At 69.7% G+C, this 14203-nt stretch carries 16 protein-coding genes and 1 tRNA gene; 9 read left to right on the top strand and 8 right to left on the bottom strand.

From position 1 onward, the window contains the following. The first annotated feature begins 105 nt into the window (after positions 1–105). The 3 genes from ACWENQ_RS07160 to dnaN all read left to right on the top strand — a co-directional run bounded on the left by ACWENQ_RS07160 (position 106) and on the right by dnaN (position 3587). A complete protein-coding gene (locus ACWENQ_RS07160; protein ID WP_452413148.1) occupies positions 106–1515 on the top strand; it encodes a sensor histidine kinase in 1410 nt (469 codons plus the stop codon). Then, positions 1509–2168 (top strand): response regulator transcription factor, encoded by a 660-nt coding sequence (locus ACWENQ_RS07155; protein ID WP_449915953.1) that lies wholly within the window; start codon positions 1509–1511, stop codon positions 2166–2168. The genes ACWENQ_RS07160 and ACWENQ_RS07155 overlap by 7 nt, the downstream gene beginning before the upstream one ends. Before the next feature lie 321 nt (positions 2169–2489). Further along, on the top strand, positions 2490–3587 hold the full coding sequence (gene dnaN, locus ACWENQ_RS07150) for a DNA polymerase III subunit beta (protein ID WP_354919147.1): 1098 nt from the start codon (positions 2490–2492) through the stop codon (positions 3585–3587). A gap of 1205 nt (positions 3588–4792) precedes the next feature. Here the strand turns inward: dnaN and ACWENQ_RS07145 are convergent. The 6 genes from ACWENQ_RS07145 to upp form a co-directional block, all read right to left on the bottom strand. Then, entirely contained in the window at positions 4793–5476 is a 684-nt protein-coding gene (locus ACWENQ_RS07145; protein WP_354919144.1) for a FadR/GntR family transcriptional regulator, read from the bottom strand. Between the two features lie 104 nt (positions 5477–5580). Next, the gene (locus ACWENQ_RS07140) at positions 5581–6915 is read right to left on the bottom strand and encodes a helix-turn-helix transcriptional regulator (RefSeq protein ID WP_354919141.1); all 1335 of its coding nucleotides are present in this window, start codon (positions 6913–6915) and stop codon (positions 5581–5583) included. A gap of 96 nt (positions 6916–7011) precedes the next feature. Further along, positions 7012–7542: a PH domain-containing protein gene (locus tag ACWENQ_RS07135; RefSeq protein ID WP_192778731.1), complete on the bottom strand. Its 531-nt coding sequence runs from the start codon at positions 7540–7542 to the stop codon at positions 7012–7014. Next, positions 7539–7697 (bottom strand): hypothetical protein, encoded by a 159-nt coding sequence (locus tag ACWENQ_RS07130; RefSeq protein ID WP_354919137.1) that lies wholly within the window; start codon positions 7695–7697, stop codon positions 7539–7541. Before ACWENQ_RS07130 ends, ACWENQ_RS07135 begins: the two co-directional genes overlap by 4 nt. Positions 7698–7818: 121 nt before the next feature. After that, a complete protein-coding gene (locus ACWENQ_RS07125) occupies positions 7819–8037 on the bottom strand; it encodes a hypothetical protein (RefSeq protein WP_354919134.1) in 219 nt (72 codons plus the stop codon). A gap of 120 nt (positions 8038–8157) precedes the next feature. Then, the gene (gene upp, locus ACWENQ_RS07120; RefSeq protein ID WP_354919131.1) at positions 8158–8796 is read right to left on the bottom strand and encodes a uracil phosphoribosyltransferase; all 639 of its coding nucleotides are present in this window, start codon (positions 8794–8796) and stop codon (positions 8158–8160) included. Positions 8797–8949: 153 nt separating this feature from the next. Between upp and ACWENQ_RS07115 the strand changes: the two genes are divergently transcribed. From ACWENQ_RS07115 to ACWENQ_RS07090, 6 genes are all read left to right on the top strand, one after another. Beyond that, positions 8950–9459 carry a tRNA adenosine deaminase-associated protein gene (locus ACWENQ_RS07115; RefSeq protein ID WP_354919128.1) on the top strand — a complete coding sequence of 170 codons (510 nt, stop codon included), beginning with the start codon at positions 8950–8952 and terminating at the stop codon, positions 9457–9459. Positions 9460–9476: 17 nt separating this feature from the next. After that, positions 9477–9956, top strand: coding sequence for a tRNA adenosine deaminase-associated protein (locus tag ACWENQ_RS07110; RefSeq protein WP_354919126.1), 480 nt, complete (start codon positions 9477–9479; stop codon positions 9954–9956). Between the two features lie 17 nt (positions 9957–9973). Continuing rightward, complete coding sequence (gene tadA, locus ACWENQ_RS07105; RefSeq protein WP_354919300.1) at positions 9974–10411, top strand: tRNA adenosine(34) deaminase TadA; 438 nt, start codon at positions 9974–9976, stop codon at positions 10409–10411. A gap of 10 nt (positions 10412–10421) precedes the next feature. After that, positions 10422–10511, top strand: a tRNA-Ser gene (locus tag ACWENQ_RS07100). Between the two features lie 466 nt (positions 10512–10977). Then, on the top strand, positions 10978–11256 hold the full coding sequence (locus ACWENQ_RS07095) for a hypothetical protein (protein ID WP_449915946.1): 279 nt from the start codon (positions 10978–10980) through the stop codon (positions 11254–11256). 1 nt (position 11257) lies between these two features. Then, complete coding sequence (locus ACWENQ_RS07090) at positions 11258–12133, top strand: phosphotransferase family protein (protein WP_452413147.1); 876 nt, start codon at positions 11258–11260, stop codon at positions 12131–12133. Positions 12134–12964: 831 nt separating this feature from the next. Here the strand turns inward: ACWENQ_RS07090 and ACWENQ_RS07085 are convergent. Both ACWENQ_RS07085 and ypfJ read right to left on the bottom strand, forming a co-directional pair. Then, positions 12965–13261, bottom strand: a complete 297-nt coding sequence (locus ACWENQ_RS07085; RefSeq protein ID WP_354919110.1) for a type II toxin-antitoxin system VapB family antitoxin — start codon at positions 13259–13261, stop codon at positions 12965–12967. 88 nt (positions 13262–13349) lie between these two features. Further along, positions 13350–14201 carry a KPN_02809 family neutral zinc metallopeptidase gene (ypfJ, locus tag ACWENQ_RS07080; protein WP_452413146.1) on the bottom strand — a complete coding sequence of 284 codons (852 nt, stop codon included), beginning with the start codon at positions 14199–14201 and terminating at the stop codon, positions 13350–13352. Positions 14202–14203 lie beyond the last annotated feature (2 nt).

Raw genomic sequence — 14203 nt, 5'->3', positions numbered from 1 at the left:
CATGACGCTAGGAACCGGCGCGCCCGCCGGTAAGGCGGCTGGATGCACGACAGGGGTGGGGCTAGGTGCAGTGTGCATAGGCTGCCGATCGCCCAGACTGGGGGCATGCTCCGCAGAAGCCTGGTGTTGATCGCGCTGGTCGCCGTCGAGGTGCCGGTGGCGTTGCTGTCGATGCTCGCGCTGATCGGCGCGTTCGCCCTGGGGCTGGTTCCGTGCTTCCCGCCCACGGTCATGCTCGTCAGGCGCGTGACCGGGCTGACCAGGAGGATGGCCGGCATCGAGGCGCCGTACCACCCCGAGCCGCCCCCGCCCGTGCCGCAACCGGACGGCTGGTACCGCCACGACCGCACGCTCTACAAGTCGCCGCGGGTGCCGAGGTGGAGCAACCGCTGGAAGTGGCTGTTCGGCGACCCCGCCACGTGGCGGGACTTCGTCTGGCTGCTGCTCGACCCGGTGGTGAAGGCGGTGCTGGCGCTGCCGCTGCTGGCGCTGCCGGGACCCGCGCAGCGCGTCTACGGTCGGTGGGCGGCGCTGCTGCTGGCGCCGACGGCCAAGAGCCGGCTGGCGGGCCAGGTGCGGCGGCTGGCGGAGTCGCGCACCACGACGGTCGATTCGCAGGCGGCCGAGATGCGCAGGATCGAACGCGACCTGCACGACGGCACCCAGGCGCGGCTCGTCGCGCTCGGCATGACGCTCGGCGCGGTCGAGGAACTGGTCAGGAACGATCCGGCCGCGGCCGTGGCGCTGCTGGCCAAGGCGCGGGAGGCCTCCGCGGAGGCGCTGGCCGAACTGCGCCGGGTGGTGCGCGGCATCCACCCGCCGGTCCTGGCCGAACGCGGGCTCGGCGACGCGGTGCGCGCGCTGGCCCTCGACAGCCCGCTGGCGGTGGACGTGCAGATCGACCTCCCCGTACGGCTGCAGACGCCGGTCGAGACCGCGCTCTACTTCGCGATCAGCGAGCTGCTGTCGAACGTGGCCAGGCACTCCGGCGCCGAACGCGTCACCGTCGACATCAGCCACTCCGGACGCGACGTCAACGTCCTGGTCTGGGACGACGGGCGCGGCGGGGCCGACGCCTCGCGCGGCAGCGGCCTGAACGGCATCGAACGCCGCCTCGCCGCCTTCGACGGCGTGCTCGCCGTGTCCAGCCCGGAGGGCGGCCCGACCACCGTGGCCCTGTCGGTGCCGCTGGCCCTGCCCGAGGAGTACGGCAAGCCGAAGATCCGCATGCCGTGGTGGCAGACCTCGACCGTGGTCGTGTGCTGGGGCCTGGCCTGGCTCCCGCTGTTCCCGCAGGGCCTGGTCGCGGGCGTCTTCAAGGCCCTCGACCTCGAGATCAAGTCGTGGTTCCTGGCGCTGTACCTGGACGAGCCGTGGCAGTGGCCGACGATCATCGGAATGATCGCGCTGGGCTCGCTGATGTACGGCCTGGCGCTCTACCTGCCGATGTGCCACGACAGGGAACGCTGGATGGCCGAGTCCACCCCGAGACGCCCCTGGCGCGGCGCATGGTGAACCGCGTCCTGGTCGCCGAGGACCTCTACCTGCTCAGGGAAGGCCTCGTCCACCTGCTCCAGGCCCACGGCTTCACCGTCGTCGCCGCCGTCGAGGACGGCCCTTCCCTCCACCGGTCGCTGATCGAGCTGCGGCCCGACGTCTCCATCGTCGACGTACGGCTGCCGCCCACCTTCACCGACGAGGGCCTGCAGGCCGCGCTGGACGCCCGCAAGCAGATCCCCGGCCTGCCCATCCTGGTGCTGTCGCAGCACGTCGAGCAGCTGTACGCCAGGGAGCTGCTGGCCGACGGGTCGGGCGGCGTCGGCTACCTGCTGAAGGACAGGGTGTTCAACGCCGAGCAGTTCGTCGACGCCGTACGCAGGGTCGCCGAGGGCGGCACCGCGATGGACCCCGAGGTGATCGCCAAGCTGCTGGCCAGCAAGGCCAGGCACGAGCCGCTCGGCAGGCTCACGCCACGCGAGAAGGAGGTACTGGGGGCGATGGCCGAGGGCCGGTCGAACGCCGCCATCGCCCAGCGGCTCTACCTGAGCGAGAGCGCCGTGGGCAAGCACACCGCCTCCATCTTCGCCAAGCTCGACCTCGCCCCCTCCGACGACGACAACCGGCGCGTGCTGGCCGTCCTGGCCTACCTCAACGCGGCCCGCCGCTAGCCGTCTTCAACGCGGTCCGAGGCCAGCCGTCTTCGGCCCGGCGCCAGCCGTCTCCAACGCGGCGCGGCGCCAGCCTTCTTCGGCCCGGCCCGAGGCCAGCCTTCTTCGGCCCGGCGCCAGCCATCTTCGACGCGGCCCGGCGCGGGCCGTCGCGCCTGGCAGCGCCGTTAGCGCGGCTGGGCCGGGGGTCTCTGGCGCATCGAGCGCGGCGGACCTCTGGGGCCGCCTCCGAGCTGCGGTGGGATCATCTCGCACCGGTCCGGTTTGTCAGTGCCACCGGCTAACGTTTGGTGAGAAACCGGCGACGAAGGGATGGCTCAGGTGAAGTTCCGGGTTAACCGCGATGTGCTGGCTGACGCGGTGGCGTGGGCGGCCCGAGTCCTCCCCACCCGCCCCTCCGCTCCCGTGCTGTCCGGTCTGCTGCTCGAAGCGGGCGACGAGCTGACCCTGTCCGCCTTCGACTACGACGTCTCCGCGCGAGCGCGCATCGAGGCCGACATCGACGAGCCGGGCCAGGTCCTCATCCCTGGCAGGCTGCTCGCCGAGATCAGCCGCAGCCTGCCGCAGGAGCCGGTCCAGATCGTCACCGACGGCTCCGAGGCGGTGCTGACCTGCGGCAGCGCCGAGTTCGGGCTCGTGACGATGCCGGTCGAGGACTTTCCCACCCTGCCCACGATGCCCCCCGCCATCGGCGCGGTCGGCGGTGGCGTGTTCGCCGGAGCCGTCGGCCAGGTGGCCCCCGCCGCCAGCCGCGACGACACGCTGCCCATGCTGACCGGCATCCGGGTCGACATCGCGGGCGACTCCGTGGCCATGGCCGCCACCGACCGCTACCGCATCGCGGCCCGCGACTTCGCCTGGCGTCCCGTCCGGCCCGACGTCAACATCTCGGCGATGGTGCCCGCCAGGGTGCTGGTCGAGGTGGCCAAGTCGCTGCGCGGCGGCGAGGTGTCGATCGCGATGGGCGACGGGGTGGCGGGCTTCGAGAGCGTCGGCCGCAGCACCACCGTCCGCCTGCTGGACGAGCAGTTCATCGACTACCGCACGCGCCTGACGGCCGACTGGCCGCTGCGCGCCGACGTGCGCGTCGGCCCGTTCGTGGAGGCGATCAAGCGCGTCGCGCTCGTCGCGGAGCGCAACACCCGCATGAAGCTGTCGTTCACGCAGGGCCAGGTGCTCATCCAGGCGGGCGGCGGCGACATCGGACGCGGCGCCGAGGTGGTGGAGTGCGACCTGCGCGGCGACGACATCCAGATCGCCTTCCAGTCGCAGTTCCTGATCGACGGGCTGACCGGGATCGAGACGGAGTTCGCGCGCATCAACATGGAGTCGCCGACCAGGCCCGCCATGATCACCGACGTCCCGGGCGACGCCGACCCCGCCTTCCGCTACCTCGTCATGTCCCTCCGCCTCGTCTGACCACCCCGCGTCGCCCCACGCGCGGACAGTCGCCCCACGCGCGGACAGTCGCCCCACGCGCGGACACAGGTGTGCCTCCACCCGCGTTCCGGCCGGTCCGTGCTCCACCCGCGTTCCGGCCGGTCCGTGCTTCACCCGCGTTCCGGCCGGTCCGTGCTTCACCCGCGTTCCGGCCGGTCCGTGCTTCACCCGCGTTCCGGCCGCTCTGCGCTCCACTCAGCGGTCCGCGGCTACGGAGGCACCCAGGCGCCCAGTCGGCCTGCACGCTCGCGCTCGGGTGCGCTGGGTCTGATGCTGGGTCTGATTCGGTACGCAAGTGAGTCCGGGCCGCCGCGTCCGTGTGGCACGCGGGACTGTCACCCGGGTCTCGGGTTGCCACTGTCCGGCGTGTCGGGCGTCGGGTCCGAGCTGATGTCCCGCAGGAGGCGTCACCGGGTTCGAGGGCCATACGGCACGTGGGGCGAGTCGAAGGTGCTCGTCTGCGTCCGTGTGGCACGTAGGGCGGCACCCAGGGCGTCAGGTCCGTACGGCACGCCGGGTCAAGCCCACCCTCCGTGCGGGGCCGGCGTCCCTCCAGGGAGACGGCCGGCGAGCGTGCGGGGCCGGGGTGGCAGACGCCGGGCTCGTTGGCGTGGCGGCTTCGGCCCAGTGGGACGGCCCAGGCGCCCAGCCATCGTCCGCGGGGACGGCCGTACGGGCGACGTTGGCCACGGGGACGGCTGTATGGGCTGCGTTGGCCGCGGGGGCGGCTGTCCCAGCGAGGCTGGCTACGGGGCGGCTGTACGGGCGAGGCTGGCCAGAGGAACGGCTGTACGGGCGACGTAGCGGCGATCAGCCGGAGTCCTGCTGGAGTATGCGTGAAAGACGGGCGGCCAGCGAGTGACCCCGGTGGCCGTTGGTGTGGCTTGCCGTACGGGAGGAAGGACGACCGGCCCGGCGGCGCGTGCAGGGGAAGGACGACCGGCCCGGCGGCGCGTGCCGGGGGAAGGACGACCGGCCCGGCGGCGCGTGCCGGGGGAAGGACGACCGGCTCCACGCACCGATGCGGAAGGCGGCCATCCTCATGGCGCGGGCGAGAGACACGCCGACAAGACCCGCGGCGCACGTGGAAAGCGGCCGGTCCCGTGACCCATACGGAAGGCAGTTGCGTGTGCGGGGGATGGGCGGCCGATCCCAGCCGCGAGTCGGTGGAGAGGGAGCTGGGGTCAGACGTCGGTCAGGGCGATGAGGATGTGTTCCATGCAGGCGTGGCCGGCGCGTTCGGCCGCGGAGGCGTCGCCTGCCGCGATGGCGCGGGCGATCGCGTCGTGGGGGATGTAGCTGGAGTTGAGCGCGTCCATCGATGTGCCCGCCGCCGTGATGCTGGCCCGCAGCGCCGCCGAGAAGTCCTCGTAGAGGTCGATCAGCACCAGGTTGTGGGTCGCGCCCACGACCGCCTTGTGGAAGGACAGGTCGGCTTCGACGAACGCCTCGGGGTTGCCGGCCTCCCACGCCCTGTCGCGGTCGGCCAGGCGCGCCTCGATGATGCGGATGTCGTCGTCGGTGCGCCTGGTGGCGGCCAGGCGCGCCGATTCGACCTCGAGTGCGCGCCTGACTTCGAGGATCTCCAGCTGTTCGGCCTGCTTGAGCCGGCGCAGCATCGCTCCTGACAGCTCGTTGGTCGCCCTGACGTAGGTGCCGTCGCCTTGCCGGCACTCGAGCAGCCCGGCGTGGGTGAGCGCGCGCACGGCTTCACGAACCGTGTTGCGTCCCACTCCGAGCTGCTCGGCGAGCACGGTCTCCGTGGGGATCTTGCCGTTGATCTGCCACGACCCTGAGGTGATCTGCTCTTTGAGCTGATCGATCACCTGGTCGACGAGCGAGGCCCGCTGCGCCGTACGCAGACTCACAGTCCGCCTCCTCCGGGGAAACCAATCATCCTATGAGTCAATGACTGGTCGACCCTAATTATTCCAGACGTGAAAACACAAATCTGGAGCTCCCGGAGTTCTTTTCAGCGGGAAAGTGGCGCGTCCACCCGCACTCCGGCCATGGCGGAACGAACTCCTGCGGCTTCGAGGGCTCTACGATACGCCGCGGTCTGTTCATCCTGATGACCGGCCCTGCCGTACAGGTCGCCCAGTTCGCGCCAGCATCTGGCCGCTCTCCTGTCGATCCCGTACGGCGGGGCGTGGAGCGCGTCCAGGAGCAGCCGGGCCGAGCGGAGGTGCTCGGTCGCGTCGCCGCCACTCGCGAGCGTGGCGTCGGCCAGCAGCAGGTGGGCGACCGCTGGGACCGTTCCTGGAACGTTACGGAGCAGGCTGAGCGCATTGGTGCCGAGCTCGCTCGCGCCGTCGGCGTCACCCGCCCGGAGCCGGACGCGCCCGTGCACGATCATGCTTTCGGCGTGGTCGGCGACCGTGTCGGCGAAGGCGGACAGGATCCGGCTCGCGTTCGTGGCGAACTCCTCCGCCTCCGCGGCCGTGGCGAGCCCGAGGCGCGCCCACGCCATCGAGACCTGCCCGAGGCGGACGGCCAGGCGGGCGGAGCGACCTGCGGCGATGGCGTCGTCGGCCAGCCGTACGGCCAGCGCGGAGTCTTCGCCGGCCGCGGCCACGATGCTCGCCTTCCACAGCGCGTGGATCTCAGCGGAACGGTCCACAATCTCAGGTGTCCCGGTCGAGACGAGTACCTGCCGCACGTAGGTGAGCTCAGGCGACGGGTCCGAGCGGGTCTCCACGAGCGCGGCGGCCAGCTCCACCGCCAGCTCACCCTGCGTGACGGCGAGCCTGGTGGCGTGCTCGAACGCCGCGGTGCCCAGGTCGCGTGCGCGCAGCCGGTCGCCAGCCAGGTGGTAACAGCGCGCGAGCGCGACGGCCAGCGGCAGGTCGGCAAGGCGTTCGGGATGAGCGGCAGCCTCCCTACGCAGCCGCTCATAAGCCTCGACAGCCGGTCCGAGCCTGCCCTGCGCCTCGAGCGCGCGCGCTCTGCCGAGTCTGGCGTGCGCGGCGAGCATCGCGTTCTCCTCGCCGGCGGCCTTGATGATCTCGGTGAAGCGCTCGGCGGCCACGTTCGGGTCGCCGTGCCGCAACTCCAGCTCGGCATGGCGGAGGCCGAGCTCGGTGTCGATGCGCTGTCGAGGTTCGATCCCGTGCAGGAGGAACTCGGTGGTGCATCCCAGTCGCTCGGCCAGGAGTCTGGCCACTACGGGAGTCGGTGTTCGCTTACCCGACTCGATGAGTGAGACATAACTGTCCGACAGGTCGGGCCCGGCCAGCTGGGCCTGAGACATCCGCCTGTTTAGCCGCAGTCCTCGGACGCGGTCACCGATGGTTCCCTGACTCGGCATCTCATCTCTCAGGGCGGGGAAGGGTCAATGTGTCGCAATGATTGCATGAAGCGACCGAATCGGGTATCCCCACCCGAGAAATCTCTTCACAGAGGGTTAATCGTCCCCTTCGTCCTTGCTCGGGAAAAGCATCTGACAGACCTCGAGATAAAGGGTCTCCGGATACGGGATGTACTCGACCGTGGACAGGGCCTGGTCCTGACCTGCTGACTCGAGGATGAACTCACCGTAACCGAGCATGCGACCGAGCAAGGAGCGCTGGAAGCTCATGTCGGTGACCTTCTGTAGCGGCATCATCGCGACTTTGCGCGTGATGAGGCCCGTCGTGAGCAACATCCGTTTCGAGGTCACCACGAAGTAGTCGACCGACCACTCCGCGACTTTCCATACGAAACGGATGAGCAACAGCAGCCACAGCCACCACACGACCACCAAGGCGGTGCCGCCACCCTGGTCGCCGAAGAACTTGCTGAGCAGTCCAGCGATGATCAGGCCGCCGAAGACCTCGGCGACCGGACGAAGCAGCACGGCGGGGTGTCGCCGCACCATGATGACCTGGTGTTCGTGGGGGAGTAGGTAGCGGTTGACCGACGACGGAGCAGAGTCCCCGTGGGTCACAAGTCTCATGCGAGGCTGTTGAAGAATTGGGCCAGAGAGTCGGCCGCGTTGAACACCGTGTCGAACGCGCCACGCACCGCGTCCGCCGCATCGGTTGGTCGTGCGAAGAGGTAGTACGCAACGAATGCGATACCACCATAGGTGAGGACCTTCTTGACCTGCACTGTCGCCTCCACTACCACATTCCCACTACACCCGCCGTATACATTACCCAGCCAGGTGGCTGGGTAAAGCGCTCCAGACCACGACTGTCTTACGCGTCGCGGATACAGAACTCGATCTTGACTAGCCCCGGTCGCTCGCCACGAGCGCCAGGACGTGAAGGTGCTTGCGAGCGATCCGCTCGACCAGACCCGGGTGGGCATAGCCGGTGACCTCGAGTGCGCCGTAATGCGCGGCCTCGACGCAGCGGGTGACCGTGCTCGCGGAGTGTATCCCCGCGAACTCGTCGCGAAGGGCTGATTCGACCTCCGCGTAGGGACTCGTGGCTGGCAGCTCGCTCATGGTGCTCCCCGATGCGCGCCTCGGAGCAGGAGGCGCATATGAGATACCTTCGTTACTCTTCGTACCCACGTAGCAACAGTATGTAACGAAGGGTCGGGGCCATGTAGGGGAAAGAGCCGATCAGACCACGCCGTAGAGGCGGTCGCCGGCGTCGCCGAGGCCCGGCACGATGTAGCCCTGCTCGTTCAGCCGCTCGTCGAGCGCCGCGGTCACGACCCTGATCGGCCGGCCGGAGTCGGCGAAGACCTTGTCCATGTAGGCCAGCCCCTCGGGGGCGGCCAGCAGGCACAGCGCGGTGACGTCGACGGCGCCCCGGTCGAAGAGGAACTGGATCGCCGCCGCCAGGGTGCCGCCCGTGGCCAGCATCGGGTCGACGACGAAGCACTGGCGGCCCGACAGGTCGTCCGGCAGGCGAGTGGCGTACGTCTCCGCCTGCAGGGTCGACTCGTTGCGGATCATGCCGAGGAAGCCGACCTCCGCGGTGGGCAGCAGCCTGGTCATGCCGTCGAGCATGCCGAGCCCGGCCCGCAGGATGGGCACGACCAGCGGGTACGGCTTGGCCAGCCGGATCCCGTGGGCGGGAGACACCGGCGTCTGGACGGTCACGTCCGTGACCCGGACGTCGCGCGTGGCCTCGTAGGCCAGGAGAGTCACCAACTCGTCCGCGAGCCGCCGGAAAGTGGGCGAATCGGTACGGACATCTCGCAGCGTGGTCAGCTTGTGCGCGACGAGGGGGTGATCGACGACGAGGGTCTCCATAACGGACAACGCTATCTTGTGTGGAAGGTACCGGCACGTCGCGTACTTGGATTTGATCACAATTTGGCCGGACGGCCCTACGCTCAGTGGACGCTTCTGGAACCATTGGAGCTCGTAGAGGCCGCGTTGGCAGGCCGGGTGGGGAGCACGACGATGACAGACGAAGATGCGCTCGACTTCGCCATCGTGATCTATCGCGAGGACGAGTGCTGGGACGCGGAGTTGCTCCCTGTCGCTCTCACCTCCGATCTCCACGGGCTCATCCATGCGTTGAAGCAGCAGCCGAGCGAGAGCGGCACGATCGGCCTGGTGGCCGTGGGCGACGAGTTCTTCGTGGCGCTGCGGGTGCTCGGCGACAGAGTCGACGTCTTCCTGTCCGACATCGCCGCCTCGTGGGACTACCCGCTGGCCCAGCAGGTGCTCGAATACCTCGACGTGCCCGTCCCCGACGAGGACGAGCTCGACGACATCCTCCAGGACGAGGACACCGTGCTGCCCGCCGGCGATCTGTCGATCTTCGTGGACCTCGGGTTGGACGAGATGGAGCTGGGCATCCTCTCCGGTGACATCGACCTTCACCCCGAGGACGTGCTGTCCAGCATCGCCGCGCGGCTCGGCTTCTCCGAGCCGTTCGAGCGAGCCATCGACTCGGTCTTCGGCTGAATCTCGGGAGCAGTGGCATGCCCTCCAGCGCCATCTTCTCGGCCGCGTTCGTCAGGACACCCGACGGGTGGAGCGGGGCCGAAGTCGATCTGAGCGAGGCGGAGATCGTCGACGACCTCGGCGACGCCGTCCAGGAGAGTCTGGGGTTGAGCGGCGACGAGCTGGCGCTGCTGTGCGTCGAGGTGGAGGACGAGTGGTTCGCCATCGCCCGCTACCGGGGTGACGAGGAGCCGCGGGTCTTCCTCTCCGACGCCCAGGCCGGCCTGTCCGACGCGCTCGGCGAGCTGTTCGCCGAGTTCGCCGGCGTCGCGCCCGACAAGGACAGCGCCGACCTCGGCGTACGGCCGGCGGGCGACTTCGAGCTGCTGAGCGACTTCGGGGTGAGCAAGGAAGAGCTGCTCGAGCTGAGCATGGAGGAGGGCGTGCTGCCCGCCGACATCCTGTCGGTCATCGCCGAGCGGCTGGCCTTCGCCGACGAGCTCGACAGGCTGCGGTGACCCCATGGGACACGGCCATGCGGCTGGCGCTCGACGAGGCGTCGGCGGCCGCGGCCAGAGGTGAGGTGCCCGTCGGGGCGGTGGTCCTCGACGCGTCGGGCGCGGTGCTGGCGCGGGCCGGCAACGACCGCGAGGCGGGCGCCGACCCGACCGCGCACGCCGAGGTGCTGGCCCTGCGGGCCGCCGCCGCGTCCCTCGGCACCTGGCGGCTGGCCGGGTGCACGCTCGTGGTCACGCTGGAGCCCTGCACGATGTGCGCGGGCGCGGCGGTGCTGGCCAGGGTCGACAGGATCGTGTACGGCGCGGTCGACGCCAAGGCCGGGGCCGTCGGGTCGCTGTGGGACGTGGTGCGCGATCGCCGGCTCAACCACCGGCCCGAGGTCATCATGGGTGTGCTGGAGGACGAGTGCTCCGCGACACTCAAGGAGTTCTTCGGCACTCGCAGGATCCGGTAAGCTCATGCGCGGTGGTGTCGCCTAGTGGCCGAGGGCGCACGCCTCGAAAGCGTGTGATGGGGCAACTCATCCGTGGGTTCAAATCCCACCACCACCGCCACGACAAAGAGCCTCTGACCTGGTAACACAGTTCAGAGGCTCTTCGCATCTCAAGATCATTCGGTCACCGTTGGGGAACGGGCGACCACTCCTACACGCTGTATGCGCTATGGGAGGTCGCCCACCTGCGCCGCCTGCCGATGCCGTGGCGGGTGTACGCCACGGTGATGTCGGTCCTCGCACCGGTAGCGATGCTGTGGGCGTTCCTCGTCCGGCCAGGGGCTCGTATGGGAGGGCCTCGCCTACTGGCTCGGCCTGTCGTACGCGGTCGGCATCCGCGACGTGCTGCGCCACCCGTCCGCGCCTGTGGGTGAACGGCTGGCGATCTGGCTGCTCGGCACGCCGCTGCTCATGCTCCTGCAACTGCTCGTGCTCCGCCCGCGATGTGGCAGGCGCCACTCCAGGCGCGCTGCGGCGACTGGGGCGCTCCATCAGGGGCGTGATCGTCGATTCGGCATGCTCGCCGCATGGTGCGCCGGCTCGGGCCGGATGGCCGTGAGGTCGAGCACATCCTGCTCGACGGGCGCCCGTGTCTCCCTTTGGGTTGGCCATACGAGATATTTGATCGCGTACTGCTGGAGCGTCCGCGCCGTAGCCCAGCACGCCCGCCCACCGCAGACATCGGCGCTACCGTCGAAGCCATCCGCGCGGCCGGCCTCGAGGTCGACGCCGAACTGTGGATCCCCGCCAGCGAGTGCAGCCAGTGCTACGCCGGCTGCGTCGACGACCCGAAGACGGAGGTCTGACATGGATAGGCCCCAGTGGGAGCAACTGCCCGCGACGGTGCGCACCGAAGTCCAGGACGTCGTCGGTCTCGTGCTGAAGTCGGAGGCGGCGCATCAGGGCCTCATGCCGGGGATCGCCGCGACCCTGTACACGGAGGACGGCGGCAAGGCGTTTCTCAAGGCCGTCCCGCTCGACAGCCCGGCCGCCCACCTGTACGAGCGGGAGCGCTGGGCCGGGACGATCCTGCCCGCCGGCGCGCCGGCCCCGCGGATGACGTGGAGCGGCGACGACAACGGCTGGATCGCGATGCTGTTCGAGCACCTCGCCGGCCGCCGCGCCGACCTGTCCCCCGGCTCGGCCGACGTGCCCGCGGTCCTCGCAACGCTCAGCAAGCTCGCCACCCTCAAGGCACCTGAGCAGGGGGCGCCCCTCGTCGCCGACAACGTCGAGTTCCTCCTGGCCAAAGGCAGGCACCTGATGGCCAAGCCCTCTCACGAGGTGCCCGACCAGGCGATGTACACCGCCGCCATCGAGGGGTTCGACGTCGCCGCCCTGGCCGGTGGCGCGCTCCTGCACTACGACCTGCACGCCGGCAACCTCATGGTCACCGCCGAGGGCGCGCGGGTCATCGACTGGGGATTCGCTGCCGGCGGCGCCCCTTGGGTGGACGCGGTCATGCTCGCGCCGCGCCTGGTCGAGGCCGGGCACACGCCCGCCCAGGCCGAGGAGCTCCTGGCGCCTGCATGGGCGTCGGCGCCAGAGCGTGCGGTGACCGGGCTCGCCGCCTTGTGGACGCTGTTCCGTCTCTACAAGGCCATGTACGTCGAGGAGGGTCGCGAGTTCCGTAGCCGCGCTGTCTCCGCTGGCTGTGCCTGGGTGGAGTACCGCACCCGATAGCCAGCACATGGCAAAACCAACGCCTCGCCCCGATGGGCGGGGCGTTCTCTGTCTCAGGCGCGGGCCGCGATCCGCAATTGCTTCTCGGCGTCCGAGGTGGGTGGCACGGTGCCCCGTCACGGCAGCCCGCGAGGGACCTCAAACAGCCGCAGCCGCTCCGCTCGCGCCTCGATCAAGTCGGCCGTCGCCTGCTCATCCCACTCGCCCGGACACCAGCATCGCCGCGGCGTGCCCGGCGTCACGGCCAGTGTGGTCCAAGCTTCCCGCGATTCGGGGGAACGGCTCGGCCGAGACCGTTCGAGTTCGTCCGGAACCATGTGGCCTCATCCCGGGCTCCGCCGGCTACGATCCGCATCACTGAAGGTCAAGAAGGCGTGCGGTTCTGGTTCGAATCCCACCACCACCGCTTCTGGGAAGGGTCGCCGACGGGCGGCCCTTTTCGGTTGCCACGAGTAGTAGTAGTGCGTGGTCGACTTCCGCCGCACGAGCATGCGGAAAGCCCACCAGGGCAGCCACACGAACAGCCCCCACAGACCGCACGTGGCCACCGTCAGCGCGAAGTGCGCCAGGTGGGTAGCCGGGCTCAGGCCGCGCCGCTTGGTGACCGACCTGACGTGCCGCGGATGGACGGGCACGACCATGCGGACGTACGGCGGTGGCGTGCCGGGCTGAGGCGGTGGGTGACCCATGGCGAACCCCCATGACCAGGGAAACCGTCACCTGGAACGTTGCCGCTCGCGGGCCATGGGAATCGTCACGGTCGTGGCGGATCGTGGAAAGGGCCGTCGATCGTCAGCGATCAACGGCCCTTCGCGTCGTCCTCGTCGTGGGTCACGAGGGCAGTTCCAGGACCCGGGCGTGGAGGATCGAGCGCTGGTGGAGCGCGGCCCGCAGGGCGCGGTGCAGGCCGTCCTCCAGGTAGAGCTCGCCCTGCCACTGCACCACGTGGGGGAACAGGTCGCCGTAGAACGTCGAGTCGGCGGCCAGCAGCGAGTGCAGGTCGAGCATCGCCTTGGTGGTGACCAGCGAGTCGAGTCGGACCTGCCGCGGCGGGATCTGCGCCCATTCGCGATTGCTCAGACCGTGTTCTGGATAGGGGCGACCGTCGCCGACCAACTTAAAGATCACCCCATCGATTTTAGAAGAGATTCCACCTTTTCGCCTTCTTCGCAGGTCAGGCGCCCTTTGGAACCGGTCGGACGTCCCTTTGGAGCGGTCAGACGCCCCTCCGGAAGGTGTCGCACTGCTCCGGGGAGCCCGTCTCGTATCCGGTGGTGAACCACCTGACGCGCTGCTGCGCCGTGCCGTGCGTGAACGCCTCGGGGTCGACCCTGCCCTGGGTGCGCTCCTGGATCCGGTCGTCGCCGACCGCCGCCGCCGCGTCGAGCGCCTGCTGGATGTCGGAGCGGGTGAACGGCTTCTCGTAGAACCCGGTGTCCACGGCGTGCTTGGCCCAGACGCCGGCGTAGCAGTCGGCCTGCAGTTCGAGCTTCACCGATCCGCTGTCGGGGCCCTGCCGGTCCTGGCCGACGCGGTCCATCTGGCCGGTCAGGTTCTGCACGTGGTGACCGTACTCGTGGGCGATCACGTAGGCCTGCGCGAAAGGCCCGCCTTCGGCGCCGAACCTGGACTGCAGGACGTCGAAGAAGCTCAGGTCGAGGTAGACCCGCTCGTCGCGCGGGCAGTAGAACGGCCCGACGGAGGAGTCGGCCGCTCCGCAGCCGGTGTTCGTCGCCTGGGAGAACAGGACCGTCTTGGCGGGCCGGTAGCCGTCGAGCCCGCTCCAGTACTCCTGGATGCTGTTGACGACGCCGACGACGCGGCACTTGTCCGACTGGTCGGCGTCCGAGCCTTTCCTGCACTGCGCGGACAGGTTGGCGGTGGGCGGTAACCCTTCAGGTTCGCGGCCCATGATGTCCCCGGGGTTCACCCCGAAGACGAGGGCCGCGATCAGCGCGATGATGCCGGTGATGCCGCCCACGGCGAGCCCGCCGCCTGGGAAACGGCCGCCGCCGGTGCGCTCCTCGACCTGTGAGGCGTCGAGGTCGGCCTGGTCTCGGAAATCCATGC

The sequence above is a fragment of the Nonomuraea sp. NPDC004354 genome (assembly GCF_053602555.1).
The sequence above is the reverse complement of the archived record's forward strand: the minus strand, read 5'-3'. Positions and strand labels throughout refer to the sequence as shown.

Excerpts from the sequence above, each read along its gene's own strand:
- upp (WP_354919131.1), bottom strand. The coding sequence starts at position 8,796 with ATGGAGACCCTCGTCGTCGATCACCCCCTCGTCGCGCACAAGCTGACC.
- ACWENQ_RS07125 (WP_354919134.1), bottom strand. The coding sequence starts at position 8,037 with ATGAGCGAGCTGCCAGCCACGAGTCCCTACGCGGAGGTCGAATCAGCC.
- ACWENQ_RS07110 (WP_354919126.1), top strand. The coding sequence starts at position 9,477 with ATGCCCTCCAGCGCCATCTTCTCGGCCGCGTTCGTCAGGACACCCGAC.
- ACWENQ_RS07135 (WP_192778731.1), bottom strand. The coding sequence starts at position 7,542 with ATGAGACTTGTGACCCACGGGGACTCTGCTCCGTCGTCGGTCAACCGC.
- ACWENQ_RS07090 (WP_452413147.1), top strand. The coding sequence starts at position 11,258 with ATGGATAGGCCCCAGTGGGAGCAACTGCCCGCGACGGTGCGCACCGAA.
- ACWENQ_RS07115 (WP_354919128.1), top strand. The coding sequence starts at position 8,950 with ATGACAGACGAAGATGCGCTCGACTTCGCCATCGTGATCTATCGCGAG.
- tadA (WP_354919300.1), top strand. The coding sequence starts at position 9,974 with ATGCGGCTGGCGCTCGACGAGGCGTCGGCGGCCGCGGCCAGAGGTGAG.
- ACWENQ_RS07160 (WP_452413148.1), top strand. The coding sequence starts at position 106 with ATGCTCCGCAGAAGCCTGGTGTTGATCGCGCTGGTCGCCGTCGAGGTG.
- ACWENQ_RS07140 (WP_354919141.1), bottom strand. The coding sequence starts at position 6,915 with ATGCCGAGTCAGGGAACCATCGGTGACCGCGTCCGAGGACTGCGGCTA.
- ACWENQ_RS07155 (WP_449915953.1), top strand. The coding sequence starts at position 1,509 with ATGGTGAACCGCGTCCTGGTCGCCGAGGACCTCTACCTGCTCAGGGAA.
- ACWENQ_RS07095 (WP_449915946.1), top strand. The coding sequence starts at position 10,978 with ATGGTGCGCCGGCTCGGGCCGGATGGCCGTGAGGTCGAGCACATCCTG.
- ypfJ (WP_452413146.1), bottom strand. The coding sequence starts at position 14,201 with ATGGATTTCCGAGACCAGGCCGACCTCGACGCCTCACAGGTCGAGGAG.